The sequence below is a fragment of the Pseudomonas wuhanensis genome, assembly GCF_030687395.1.
GTDB lineage: Bacteria > Pseudomonadota > Gammaproteobacteria > Pseudomonadales > Pseudomonadaceae > Aquipseudomonas > Aquipseudomonas wuhanensis.
In genome coordinates this window covers 2,039,469-2,052,282 of the sequence record NZ_CP117430.1, presented here as the reverse complement: position 1 = coordinate 2,052,282, position 12,814 = coordinate 2,039,469, and the positions used below count along the sequence as shown (strand labels likewise).

Genomic DNA, 12,814 nt, shown 5'->3' with positions numbered 1-12,814 from the left:
ACACAATAAAAACGACATTTTTATCGCTACTGCCGTCATGAGGGGTTTGCCAGTCAATCTTGTGCCGAACCATGAGATCAGCGGACCTTCCATCCATTAGCTGACCACTCAGGCAGGTTTCTTGCAGTACGCTGCAAAGCGGGCAGTCAGTAAAAAATGCAAAAAATCAGGCTTACAAAGTGAACATAAAGTTGTATACAATCACCTCATCGCTGTGACGCCAGCCTGCCCTCTCATCACCAGGCCGCCACACACACCCTGACTTTGACCAAGTCGACACGAACAAGAAGGAAGACTGCAGTGAGCGCTGACTATCCACGCGACCTGATCGGTTACGGCAGTAACCCTCCTCACCCACACTGGCCGGGCAATGCCCGCATCGCGCTGTCCTTCGTGCTCAATTACGAGGAAGGTGGCGAGCGCAATATCCTGCACGGCGATAAAGAGTCCGAAGCTTTCCTCTCGGAAATGGTTTCCGCGCAGCCGCTGCAAGGCGAGCGCAACATGAGCATGGAATCCCTTTACGAGTATGGCAGCCGCGCCGGCGTCTGGCGGATTCTGAAACTGTTCAAGGAATTCGACATTCCGCTGACCATCTTCGCCGTGGCCATGGCCGCCCAGCGCCACCCGGACGTGATCCGCGCCATGGTCGATGCCGGCCACGAGATCTGCAGCCACGGCTACCGCTGGATCGACTACCAGTACATGGACGAAGCGCAGGAACGCGAGCACATGCTCGAAGCGATCCGCATCCTCACCGAAATCACCGGCGAGCGCCCACTGGGCTGGTATACCGGCCGCACTGGCCCGAACACCCGTCGACTGGTGATGGAAGAAGGCGGATTCCTCTACGACTGCGACACTTACGACGACGACCTGCCCTACTGGGAACCGAATAACCCGACTGGCAAGCCGCACCTGGTGATCCCCTACACCCTGGACACCAATGACATGCGCTTCACCCAGGTCCAAGGCTTCAACAAGGGCGACGATTTCTTTGAATACCTGAAAGACGCGTTCGATGTGCTGTACGCCGAAGGCGCCGAAGCACCGAAGATGTTGTCGATCGGCCTGCACTGCCGCCTGATCGGCCGTCCGGCGCGTCTGGCCTCGCTCAAACGCTTTATCGAATACGCTAAAAGTCATGAACAGGTGTGGTTCAGCCGTCGCGTCGACATCGCTCGCCACTGGCACCAAACCCACCCGTATCAAGGGGCCGCGAAATGAGCCACTTCCAAACCCTGAAGCCATCGACCCTGAGCCGCGACGCGTTTGTCGCCGCCTTCGCCGACATCTACGAACATTCGCCATGGGTGGCCGAGAAGGCCTTCGACCTGGGCCAGGACGCTTCGATCGACGAGATCGAAACCCTGCACCAGCGCATGAGCGACATCCTGTTGAGCGCTGATCACGACAGCCAATTGGCCTTGATCAACGCTCACCCGGACCTGGCCGGCAAAGCCGCCGTCCAGGGCCAGCTTACCGCAGCCAGCACTGAAGAACAGTCTGGCGCGGGTATTCACCAATGCACGGCCGAAGAGTTCCAGCGCTTCACCGAGCTGAACGACGCCTACAAAGCCAAGTTCAAGTTTCCCTTCATCATGGCGGTAAAAGGCAGCAACCGGCATCAGATCCTCGCAGCGTTCGAAACGCGCATTCACAACTCGGTCGACACCGAATTCAAATGCGCGCTGGCGGAGATCAACAAGATTGCCCTGTTCCGATTACTGACCCTATAGCGATCTTGGCCCGAGCAAGTTCCCGAACGCAGAACGAGCCCAGGGCCCTGCAAGCATCCCAAGCCAACTTATTAAAGGCAGACAAGAAGAATGAAAGCTTACGCCGTACCTTTCGAGAAGTTCGTCAACCTGGCCGACGCCCGTCTGGGCACCAAAATCATCTCGGTCACCGATGACTGGTTCGCAGACGCCAACCGTCTGTTCCAACCGACCCCAGCCGTGTGGAAAGAGGGCGTGTTCGATGACAACGGCAAGTGGATGGACGGCTGGGAGTCGCGCCGCAAGCGCTTCGAAGGCTACGACAGCGCGGTGATCCGCCTGGGCGTACCGGGCTCGATCAAAGGCGTGGACATCGACACTTCATTCTTCACCGGCAACTACCCGCCATCGGCCTCCCTGGAAGCCTGCTTCCTGTCCTCGGGCGAGCCGGACGAAAACACCCAGTGGACTGAAGTGCTGTCGGCCGTCGAGTTGCAAGGCAACAGCCACCACTACCACGAAATCAACAATGACCAGGCGTTCAGCCATCTGCGCTTCAACATCTACCCGGATGGCGGCGTGGCCCGTCTGCGCGTGTACGGCATTCCGTTCCGCGACTGGTCGGCCGTTGGCGACAACGAACAAGTCGACCTGGCTGCAGCCCTGAACGGCGGTCGCGCCCTCGCCTGCTCCGACGAACACTTCGGCCGCATGAGCAACATCCTCAACCCGGGCCGTGGCATCAACATGGGCGACGGCTGGGAAACCGCACGTCGTCGTACGCCGGGCAATGACTGGGTGATCGTCGCGCTGGGCCATGCGGGCGAGATCGAGAAAGTCATCGTCGACACCCTGCACTTCAAGGGCAACTACCCGGACACCTGTTCGATCCAGGGTGCATTCGTGAAGGGCGGCACCGACAGCCAGATCGAAACCCAATCGCTGTTCTGGCGCGAACTGCTGCCAAGCCAGAAGCTGGAAATGCACGCCGAACACACCTTCGCCGAGCAGATCAAGGCATTGGGCCCGATCACCCACATCCGCCTGAACGTGTTCCCGGATGGTGGTGTGAGCCGCCTGCGAGTCCTCGGCAAGGTCGTTAAATAAGCGTCGCCCCAATCGCGGGCAAGCCCGCTCCCACAAGGAATTGTGGCGTTCACAAAACCTGTGGGAGCGGGCTTGCCCGCGATGGCGATAGAACAAACAACACAGAATTTGGATAAGAAGACCAGCATGCGCACATTGACGATTGAACCGCTGACCAAAGAAGCCTTCGCCCCTTTCGGTGACGTGATCGAAACCGACGGCAGCGATCACTTCATGATCAACAACGGTTCGACCATGCGCTTTCACAAACTGGCTGTGGTCGAAACCGCCACGCCAGAGGACAAGGCGATCATCAGCATCTTCCGCGCCGACGCGCAGGACATGCCGCTGACCATCTGCATGCTGGAGCGTCACCCGCTGGGCAGCCAGGCTTTCATTCCGCTGCTCGGCAACCCCTTTCTGATCGTGGTCGCGCCACTTGGCGATGTACCTGTATCAGGCTTGGTCCGCGCCTTCGTCACCAACGGCAGGCAGGGCATTAATTACCATCGCGGCGTTTGGCACCATCCGGTGCTGACGATCGAAAAGCGGGATGACTTCCTGGTGGTTGATCGCAGTGGCACAGGCAATAACTGCGATGAGCATTTTTTCAAAGAGGATGAGCGTTTGATCCTCGCCCCCCACCAATAAGAGAAGGTCTGATCACTCGACGACAGAGTGACAGGCGAGAGGTAAAGACTGTGGAAGCACATCTGTTGGAATGGCTGAACCTGAGCGTGCGCTGGGTTCACATGATCACTGGCGTGGCCTGGATCGGCGCGTCGTTCTATTTCGTCTGGCTGGAAAACAACCTCAACCGGGTCAACCCGAAAAACGGGCTGGCGGGCGATTTGTGGGCGATCCACGGCGGCGGTATCTACCATCTGGAAAAATACAAACTGGCTCCACCGACCATGCCGGACAACCTGCACTGGTTCAAATGGGAAGCCTACTTCACCTGGCTGTCGGGGGTCGCGCTGCTGTGCGTGGTGTTCTACTCCAACCCGACGCTGTACCTGCTCGCTCCAGGCAGCAGCCTGACCGGCCCTGAAGGTGTTCTGCTGGGCATCGGGTCGCTGTTCGTCGGATGGTTTGTCTACTCCTTCCTCTGCGACTCGGCCCTGGGCAAGCGCCCTGCCCTGCTAGGCTTCATCCTGTTTGTGCTGATCATTGGCGCTGCTTACGGCTTCAGCAAAGTGTTCAGCGGTCGTGGTGCGTACCTGCACGTCGGCGCGATCATCGGCACCATCATGGTCGGCAACGTGTTCCGCATCATCATGCCAGCGCAGCGCGCCTTGGTGGCAGCGATTGCCGAGAACCGCACGCCCGATCCGGCGCTGCCGGCCAAAGGCTTGCTGCGCTCGCGGCACAACAACTACTTCACCTTGCCGGTGCTGTTCATCATGATCAGCAACCACTTCCCGAGCACCTACGGCAGCCAATACAACTGGCTGATCCTGGCCGGGATCGCGGTGCTGGCGGTGTTGGTGCGTCACTACTTCAACACCCGTCATGACAGCCACAAGTTTGCCTGGACCCTGCCCGCTGCGGCGGTCGGCATGATCTGCCTGGCCTACGTGACCGGGCCGGCGCCGATGTCCAGTGCCCCTGAAGTGGCCAAGGCACCTGGGACCATCGAGTACCAGCCGCTGCCGGAAACCGCCCTGGGCGGCGGCAAGAAACCGGCTGAAGCTGCACCGGCGGCGGCCCCTGAAACTGCACCCGCCCAGGCATCAAATGCCGGTCCTGCCTTCGACAAGGTGCACGACGTGATCCAGGAGCGCTGCACGGTCTGCCATTCGGCCAAACCCACCAGCCCGCTGTTCAGCGCGGCGCCGGCGGGCGTGATGTTCGATACCCCCGAGCAGATCAAGCTCCAGGCCCCGCGCATCCAGGCCCAGGCTGTTGCCAGCCAGATCATGCCACTGGGCAACATCACCCAGATGACCCAGCAGGAGCGTGACTTGATTGGTGCGTGGATTGTGCAGGGGGCCCAAACCCAATAAGTAGCAAAAGCTTCGCGGGCAAGCCTCGCTCCCACAGGGTTTGCATTGCCTGTGTGGGAGCTGGCTTGCCTGCGATTGGCCGCAACGCGGTCCACCTGATTAGAAAACAGCTGCCAGCAGCACTGCGGCTGTAAATCACAAGAATAAAAAAGATCCGAGGTGTTGCATGTCCGAGCTATCCGAAGCCCGCATCCCCGACGCACCCGCCATTCAGCGTTTACCCCTTTTGCAACTGATCCTGGTCGGTCTGCAACACGTTCTACTGATGTACGGCGGAGCCATCGCGGTGCCGCTGATCATCGGGCAGGCCGCAGGGCTGAGCCGTGAAGAAATCGCCTTCCTGATCAACGCCGACTTGCTGGTGGCTGGCATCGCCACCATCGTCCAGTCGCTGGGCATCGGCCCGATGGGCATTCGCATGCCGGTGATGATGGGCGCCAGTTTCGCCGCGGTCGGCAGCATGGTGGCCATGGCCGGGATGCCTGGCATCGGCCTGCAAGGGATCTTCGGCGCGACCATCGCCGCCGGTTTCTTCGGCATGCTCATCGCCCCTTTCATGTCTAAAGTCGTGCGCTTCTTCCCGCCGCTGGTGACCGGCACCGTCATCACCTCGATCGGTTTGTCGCTGTTCCCCGTGGCCGTGAATTGGGCCGGTGGCGGTGCTGACGCGGCTCAATTCGGTTCGCCTGTTTACCTGGCCATCGCTGCATTGGTATTGGCTACGATTCTGTTGGTCCATCGCTTCATGCGTGGTTTCTGGGTCAACATTTCGGTGCTGATCGGTATGTGCCTGGGCTATGTCATCTGCGGCGTGATCGGCATGGTCGACCTCAACGGCATGGCCCAGGCGCCGTGGCTGCAGATCGTCACGCCACTGCATTTCGGCATGCCGCAATTCCACCTCGCACCGATCCTTTCGATGTGCCTGGTGGTGGTGATCATCTTCGTCGAGTCCACCGGGATGTTCCTGGCGCTGGGCAAAATCACGGGGCAGGACGTCACACCACGGATGCTGCGTCGCGGCTTGCTCTGTGATGCCGGCGCTTCGTTTTTCGCCGGTTTCTTCAACACCTTCACCCACTCCTCTTTCGCCCAGAACATCGGCCTGGTGCAGATGACCGGCGTGCGCTGCCGTTCAGTGACCATCGTCGCCGGCGGTTTGCTGATCGTACTGAGCCTGTTGCCGAAAGCGGCGTTCCTGGTGGCATCGATTCCACCGGCGGTACTGGGTGGCGCGGCGATTGCGATGTTCGGCATGGTCGCCGCCACCGGGATCAAGATTCTTCAGGAAGCCGACATCGGTGACCGCCGCAACCAATTGCTGGTGGCGGTGAGCATCGGCATGGGGCTGATCCCGGTGGTGCGCCCGGAATTTTTCGCGCACCTGCCGATGTGGATGAGCCCGATCACCCACAGCGGCATAGCCATGGCCACGCTGAGCGCCCTGGCGTTGAACCTGTTGTTCAACATTCTTGGCGGCCACGAACGCGCAACCGTCAACGACTGCCACGCCCACCCGCATTGATTCCATGACGGGCGGTGCAATGGCCGCCCCTTCACCGATTTACCCGTAAGTCATACACGCATGACAGGCAGGCCGGCTCACGCATGGTCGCAGTCAGCGGCTGCCTGCGCCTCAAACAATAAAAACAAGAGGGAGCAACAGATGATTCGGACACAGACAAACATGCTGTTGGGCAGTGGCTTATTGGCCGCCAGTCAAGTCATGGCCGGGGATTTGCTGCTGTGGCAGACCAACAGCCTGAGCTATCTGTATGGCAAGGATTTCGCGGTCAACCCGTCGATCCAGCAGACGATAACCTTTGAGCACGCCGACCGCTGGAAGTACGGCGACAACTTCCTGTTCGTCGACAGCACTTACTACAACGGTGAGAAAGACCGGAACAAAGGCGTTCACGCCTATTACGGCGAGTTCAGTCCACGCCTGTCTTTCGGCAAAATCGTCGACCGCCGTTTCGAATTCGGCCCGATCAAGGACGTGTTGCTGGCCATGACTTACGAGAATGGCGAAGACGACACTGAGGCCTATCTGATCGGCCCCGGTTTCGACCTCTCGGTACCGGGCTTCAATTTTTTCACCTTGAACTTCTACTTTCGCCAGGCCGAAGGCTCGCGTCCCGGCGACGATGTCTGGCAAATCACGCCGGCCTGGTCTTACACCCTGCCATTGGGCAGCTCGAACCTGTTGATCGACGGCTACATCGACTGGGTCGTGGATAACGACCAGAACTCACATGGCACCTACCACGCCAACCTGCACTTGAACCCGCAGATCAAATATGACCTGGGGAAGGCCTTGGGCTGGCGGGAGAAACAGGTGTACGTCGGCGTCGAATACAGCTACTGGAAAGACAAATACGGCATCGAAAACAACGCCAACTTCGACACTAACGAGAACACCACCAGCCTGCTGGTGAAGGTGCATTTCTAGATGATCCGCAACCGTGCTCCAAACCTGTCGTTGGTGCGCTGTTGCGGGGCACTTGAGACCTGGCCAAGGAGTCAGTATTCTCCGCGGCCGCCCGAATCTGGTCTAAAAAAAAGCCCGGATTTAATTCCTGACCAGAAAGCCAACTTATCCCGGCGCTGGACGGTACCAAGGCACTCCAAAGCCACTCTCAATCGACTGCTCTTGAGCCGCCGAACGGGAGTTTTTTTGCTTTTTAAAAGCCTTGGCTCAGCTCTTGCTAACAGCACTAAAGCTGACCGAATGGATAATTTTTTCAGCGACAAGAAAAAAGGCGCCACACCAGAGCGCCGACCTTAAAAAAATAACGTGGAACCACCTACTTTTTGGGAGCAACCGAATGAAACGTACGTGCACCAGCCTTATGCTTGCGGGATCCTTGCTGGCCGGGGGCCAGGCAATGGCCGGCGACTTGCTGCAATGGCAGAACAACAGCCTGACCTACCTCTATGGCAAGGACTTCCAGGTCAACCCGCGCATTCAGCAAACCGTCACCTTCGAGCACGCCGATGCCTGGAAATACGGGGATAACTTCTTCTTCCTCGACAAGATCTTCTACAACGGCGAAAAAGACTTCAACGCCGGCCCAAACACCTATTACGGGGAGTTCCAGCCACGTATTTCACTGGGCAAGGTCCTCGACCAGAAGATCGAATTCGGCCCGGTCAAAGACGTGCTGCTGGCCATGACGTACGAGTTCGGTGAGGGCGATACCGAGTCCTACCTGATCGGTCCTGGTTTCGACCTGGCGATTCCCGGGTTCGACTACTTCCAGCTGAACTTCTACCAGCGTCACACCGAAGGCAGCCGCCCGGGTGACAATGTCTGGCAGATCACCCCGGTCTGGTCCTACACCATTCCCGTGGGCGATTCGAACATCCTGATCGATGGTTTCATGGACTGGGTGGTCGACAATGACTCGAACTCCAAAGGCGACTACCACGCCAACCTGCACTTCAACCCACAAGTCAAATACGACTTGGGCAAAGCCCTGAACATTGGCGAGAAGCAGTTGTACGTCGGCGTCGAATACGACTACTGGTCAGACAAGTACGGGATCAAGGACAGCCAGTACTTCAAGACCGATCAAAGCAACACGAGCTTCCTGGTGAAGTTCCACTTCTAATCGCAAAAAGCATTGCGGGCAAGCCACGCTCCCACAGGTTTTGTGTCGTTCACATCATCGGTGAACGACACAAAACCTGTGGGAGCGTGGCTTGCCCGCGATAGCCGCACCGCCGATTCAAGCCGGAACAGCAGGCTCCACCAACCCCAGAAACCGGCACAACTCATCCCGCTTGGCCAACGCATCGCGCCGCCCCAGATCGATCAACTCGCTGCAATACCCCGCCTCGAACAGCAAATAACTCAGCACCCCCGCCCCGCTGGTCTTGGTCGCCCCCGGCCCGCGCAAAAACAGACGCAAGGCCGCCGGTAACTCCTGCCGATGCCGCGCTGCAATTTCATCGATCGGCTGACTCGGCGAAATCACCAGCACATCCACCGGCGCTGCTCCCAATGCACGACTCGGCGTGCCGTCGGGCAGCAGATGGCTGAACTGATTCAGACGCTGCAACAACTCGATGTCACTTTCCAGGCTGTCAATGAACGTACTGTTGAGCAGGTGCCCACCGACTTGCGCCAGGGTCGGCTGCTGACCGGTGTAGGCACGTTGCAGCGGCTGTTGCGGATCGATCCCGCGCGGGTTGCCGCTGACGCCCACCACCAGCACGCGACTGGCGCCCAGGTGCAGGGCCGGGCTGATCGGTGCCGATTGACGCACCGCGCCATCGCCGAAATATTCTTCGCCGATTTTTACCGGTGCGAACAGCAATGGAATCGCGGAACTGGCGAGCAGATGGTCGACAGTCAGCTGGGTCGGCACGCCGATTCGCCGATGGCGCAACCAGGACTCAATGGTGCCGCCGCCCTGATAAAACGTGACGGCCTGACCGGACTCATAGCCAAACGCCGTGACTGCCACCGCCTTCAATTGCTTTTGCGCGATGGCCTCGGCAATCCCGGACATGTGCAGTTTATCGTTGAGTAAACCGCGTAGCGGAGAGCTGTTGAGCAGGGCCACTGGCACCGGAGCGCCAATCCCCATCAGATTGTGACTGACAAAACGGGTGGCTTGATGGATCACTCCCGGCCAGTCGCTGCGCAACACCAGATGGCTGCGAAAACCTTGCCAGAAGGCGGTCAGACGCTCAATTGCGCCGCGAAAGTCCATCGCCCCACTGGCCAGGCTGACCGCGTTGATCGCGCCGGCGGAGGTGCCGACGATCACCGGAAACGGATTCGCCGCCCCCACCGGCAGCAGCTCGGCAATCGCCGCCAGCACACCCACCTGATAAGCCGCCCGAGCCCCGCCGCCGGAAAGTATCAACCCTGTAACCGGTTCAGCAGAACTCATCGCAACACTCCATGGCGCTTAAAGGCATCGGTGACTCAACCGCGTTTGGCGTACAGCTTCGGTTCGCCCGGTGGACGGCTCTTGAAGCGGCGATGTGCCCAGAGGTATTGCTCCGGACATTCGCGCAGAGCACTCTCGACCCACTGGTTGATTCGAATGCAGTCAGCCTCTTCCGTCTCGCCGGGAAAGCCCTCGAGCGGCGCATGAATCACCAACCGATAACCACTGCCGTCAGCCAGACGTTGCTGAGTGAACGGTACGACCAGCGCCTTGCCCAGCCGGGCGAATTTACTGGTGGCGGTAACAGTCGCCGCCTGAATCCCGAACAGTGGAACGAAGATACTTTGCTTGGCGCCGTAGTCCTGATCCGGTGCGTACCAGATCGCTCGGCCTGCCCGCAGCAGTTTGAGCATGCCGCGCACGTCATCGCGCTCCACCGCCAGCGAGTCGAGGTTATGCCGCTCGCGGCCACGACGCTGGATGTAGTCGAACAGCGGATTCTTGTGTTCGCGATACATGCCATCGATGGTGTGTTGCTGACCGAGCAGCGCCGCGCCGATTTCCAGCGTGGTGAAATGCACCGCCATCAGAATCACGCCCTTGCCCTGGGTCTGGGCCTGCTTCAAATGCTCCAGGCCTTCGACATGGGCCAGTTTCGCCAGACGCTTGCGCGACCACCACCAGCTCATGGCCATCTCGAAGAAGGCGATGCCGGTGGACGCGAAGTTCTCCTTGAGCAGGCGCTTGCGCTCGGCAGCGGATTTTTCAGGGAAACACAGCTCAAGGTTGCGCTTGGCAATGCGCCGTCGGTCGCCGGCCACCCGGTACATCAATGCACCCAGGGCGCGACCGATCGCCAGCAACGCCGGATACGGCAACTGCACAATCAGCCACAACAGCCCCAAGCCACACCACAGCGGCCAGAAACGCGGAGAAAGAAATGCTGTTCGAAAACGCGGGCGATCCATTAAAGGTTCCGTCAAGACAGTGGCCGCGCATTCTACATCGTTCGACCCGGCTTGCGGCCCGCGGGCGTTCTCGTTATAAGTCTCGGCACTTTTAGTGACAAGCCGTTGTATGCCGACCATGAGCCAAACCGAACCGCTAGACCAAGATCCCGTGTTCCAGTTGAAGGGCAGCATGCTCGCCATTACGGTGCTGGAATTGGCCCGTAACGACCTTGAGAGCCTTGATCGGCAACTGGCCGCCAAGGTCGCCCAAGCGCCCAACTTCTTTAGCAACGCGCCGCTGGTCCTGGCCCTGGACAAACTTCCAGCCAGTGAAGGCTCGGTTGATCTGCCGGGGCTGATGCGCATCTGCCGCCAGCATGGCCTGCGCACCCTGGCGATCCGTGCCAGCCGCATCGAAGACATTGCCGCCGCTATCGCGGTCGATCTGCCGGTGCTGCCGCCGTCTGGCGCCCGTGAGCGACCGCTCGACCCGCACGAAGGCACTGTTGTGAAAAAACCGGAAAAACCACCGGAACCGACCATCAAACCAACCAAAATCATCACGTCGCCAGTACGCGGCGGCCAGCAGATTTATGCCCAGGGTTGCGATTTGGTGGTGATTTCGTCGGTCAGCCCGGGGGCGGAACTTCTCGCCGATGGGAACATCCATGTATACGGCGCGATGCGCGGTCGTGTCTTGGCCGGCGTCAAAGGTGACACGAAAGCCAGGATTTTCTGTCAGCAAATGACCGCTGAACTGGTCTCCATCGCCGGTCACTACAAGGTTTCCGAAGACCTGCGTCGCGATCCATTGTGGGGCGCGGGCGTACAAGTCAGCCTGTCGGGTGACGTGTTGAACATCATTCGGCTTTAACGGATACTGCCGCATTTTCCAAGCATCTCTAAAACGTAGCGAAAACGGCTCAAACGAAGTAGGAAAAAGGCTAAAAGCAGTGTTTACCGGGGGTAAGCGCCGCTCAGAACCGGATTCCAGCCAAGGCTGTCCGACTGCAGTAGTTTTTCAAGAGATGTTTTTCAGGGGCTAAACGTCCTTTTTCCTTAGGGGTAAAACACCTTGGCCAAGATTCTCGTGGTTACATCCGGCAAGGGTGGTGTGGGTAAGACCACCACCAGCGCCGCTATCGGTACCGGCCTCGCTCTGCGTGGTCACAAAACAGTCATCGTCGACTTCGACGTCGGCCTGCGTAACCTCGACCTGATCATGGGTTGCGAGCGCCGCGTGGTGTATGACTTCGTCAACGTAGTGAACGGCGAAGCCAACCTGCAACAGGCCCTGATCAAAGACAAGCGTCTGGAAAATCTCTACGTACTGGCCGCCAGTCAAACTCGCGACAAAGACGCGCTGACCCAGGAAGGCGTAGAAAAAGTCCTGATGCAGTTGAAAGAAGACTTCGAATTCGTGGTCTGCGACTCCCCGGCCGGTATCGAAAAAGGTGCCCACCTGGCCATGTACTTCGCCGATGAAGCGATCGTCGTGACCAACCCGGAAGTCTCCTCCGTACGTGACTCGGACCGCATGCTGGGCCTGCTGGCCAGCAAGTCCCGTCGCGCCGAAAACGGCGAAGACCCGATCAAGGAACACCTGTTGCTGACCCGCTACAACCCTACGCGCGTCGTCAACGGCGAAATGCTCGGCGTCGAAGACGTCAAGGAAATCCTCGCGGTGACCCTGCTGGGCGTGATTCCAGAATCGCAAGCCGTCCTCAAGGCCTCCAACCAGGGCGTGCCGGTGATTCTCGACGACCAGAGCGACGCCGGCCAGGCGTACAGCGATGCTGTCGATCGTCTGTTGGGCAAGACCGTGGACCATCGTTTCCTCGATGTCGAGAAGAAGGGATTCTTCGAGCGACTTTTTGGAGGTAGGTAATGAACCTTTTTGACTTCTTTCGTGCCAACAAAAAGCCCAGTACCGCCTCGGTAGCGAAAGAGCGTCTACAGATCATCGTGGCGCATGAACGCGGCCAGCGCAGTACACCGGATTACCTGCCAGCCTTGCAGAAGGAACTGGTGGAAGTGATCCGCAAGTACGTCAATATCGGGTCCGATGACGTGCACGTCGCTCTGGAAAACCAGGGCAGCTGCTCGATCCTGGAACTCAATATCACCCTGCCAGATCGCTGAGTCGATCC

General features: G+C 59.0%; 14 protein-coding genes. 12 read left to right on the top strand and 2 right to left on the bottom strand.

Features of this window, described 5'->3' with window-relative positions; genetic code table 11:
* The first annotated feature begins 300 nt into the window (after nt 1–300).
* The 9 genes from puuE to PSH88_RS09385 all read left to right on the top strand — a co-directional run bounded on the left by puuE (nt 301) and on the right by PSH88_RS09385 (nt 8,424).
* On the top strand, nt 301–1,227 hold the full coding sequence (gene puuE, locus PSH88_RS09425; protein WP_258616035.1) for an allantoinase PuuE: 927 nt from the start codon (nt 301–303) through the stop codon (nt 1,225–1,227).
* The gene (uraD, locus tag PSH88_RS09420) at nt 1,224–1,739 is read left to right on the top strand and encodes a 2-oxo-4-hydroxy-4-carboxy-5-ureidoimidazoline decarboxylase (RefSeq protein WP_305425947.1); all 516 of its coding nucleotides are present in this window, start codon (nt 1,224–1,226) and stop codon (nt 1,737–1,739) included. Before puuE ends, uraD begins: the two co-directional genes overlap by 4 nt.
* Nucleotides 1,740–1,829: 90 nt before the next feature.
* Nucleotides 1,830–2,825 (top strand): allantoicase, encoded by a 996-nt coding sequence (gene alc, locus PSH88_RS09415; RefSeq protein ID WP_305483522.1) that lies wholly within the window; start codon nt 1,830–1,832, stop codon nt 2,823–2,825.
* A 126-nt stretch (nt 2,826–2,951) separates the two neighbouring features.
* A complete protein-coding gene (locus PSH88_RS09410) occupies nt 2,952–3,455 on the top strand; it encodes an ureidoglycolate lyase (protein ID WP_305425945.1) in 504 nt (167 codons plus the stop codon).
* Nucleotides 3,456–3,505: 50 nt separating this feature from the next.
* On the top strand, nt 3,506–4,810 hold the full coding sequence (locus tag PSH88_RS09405) for a urate hydroxylase PuuD (protein WP_305425944.1): 1,305 nt from the start codon (nt 3,506–3,508) through the stop codon (nt 4,808–4,810).
* Between the two features lie 166 nt (nt 4,811–4,976).
* Entirely contained in the window at nt 4,977–6,335 is a 1,359-nt protein-coding gene (locus tag PSH88_RS09400) for a nucleobase:cation symporter-2 family protein (protein ID WP_305483521.1), read from the top strand.
* 141 nt (nt 6,336–6,476) lie between these two features.
* Nucleotides 6,477–7,262, top strand: coding sequence for an outer membrane protein OmpK (locus tag PSH88_RS09395; protein ID WP_305425943.1), 786 nt, complete (start codon nt 6,477–6,479; stop codon nt 7,260–7,262).
* Nucleotides 7,263–7,598 carry a hypothetical protein gene (locus PSH88_RS09390; RefSeq protein ID WP_305483520.1) on the top strand — a complete coding sequence of 112 codons (336 nt, stop codon included), beginning with the start codon at nt 7,263–7,265 and terminating at the stop codon, nt 7,596–7,598.
* 40 nt (nt 7,599–7,638) lie between these two features.
* Nucleotides 7,639–8,424, top strand: coding sequence for an outer membrane protein OmpK (locus PSH88_RS09385; protein WP_305425942.1), 786 nt, complete (start codon nt 7,639–7,641; stop codon nt 8,422–8,424).
* A gap of 117 nt (nt 8,425–8,541) precedes the next feature.
* On the opposite strand, the gene PSH88_RS09380 is transcribed toward PSH88_RS09385, so the two are convergent.
* Nucleotides 8,542–9,714 carry a patatin-like phospholipase family protein gene (locus PSH88_RS09380; RefSeq protein WP_305425941.1) on the bottom strand — a complete coding sequence of 391 codons (1,173 nt, stop codon included), beginning with the start codon at nt 9,712–9,714 and terminating at the stop codon, nt 8,542–8,544.
* A gap of 35 nt (nt 9,715–9,749) precedes the next feature.
* Complete coding sequence (locus PSH88_RS09375) at nt 9,750–10,682, bottom strand: lipid A biosynthesis lauroyl acyltransferase (protein ID WP_305425940.1); 933 nt, start codon at nt 10,680–10,682, stop codon at nt 9,750–9,752.
* Between the two features lie 118 nt (nt 10,683–10,800).
* Between PSH88_RS09375 and minC the strand changes: the two genes are divergently transcribed.
* The 3 genes from minC to minE all read left to right on the top strand — a co-directional run bounded on the left by minC (nt 10,801) and on the right by minE (nt 12,806).
* Nucleotides 10,801–11,538: a septum site-determining protein MinC gene (minC, locus tag PSH88_RS09370; protein WP_305425939.1), complete on the top strand. Its 738-nt coding sequence runs from the start codon at nt 10,801–10,803 to the stop codon at nt 11,536–11,538.
* Between the two features lie 201 nt (nt 11,539–11,739).
* Nucleotides 11,740–12,552, top strand: a complete 813-nt coding sequence (gene minD / locus PSH88_RS09365; protein ID WP_007940844.1) for a septum site-determining protein MinD — start codon at nt 11,740–11,742, stop codon at nt 12,550–12,552.
* Nucleotides 12,552–12,806: a cell division topological specificity factor MinE gene (gene minE, locus PSH88_RS09360; protein WP_007940845.1), complete on the top strand. Its 255-nt coding sequence runs from the start codon at nt 12,552–12,554 to the stop codon at nt 12,804–12,806. The genes minD and minE overlap by 1 nt, the downstream gene beginning before the upstream one ends.
* Nucleotides 12,807–12,814 lie beyond the last annotated feature (8 nt).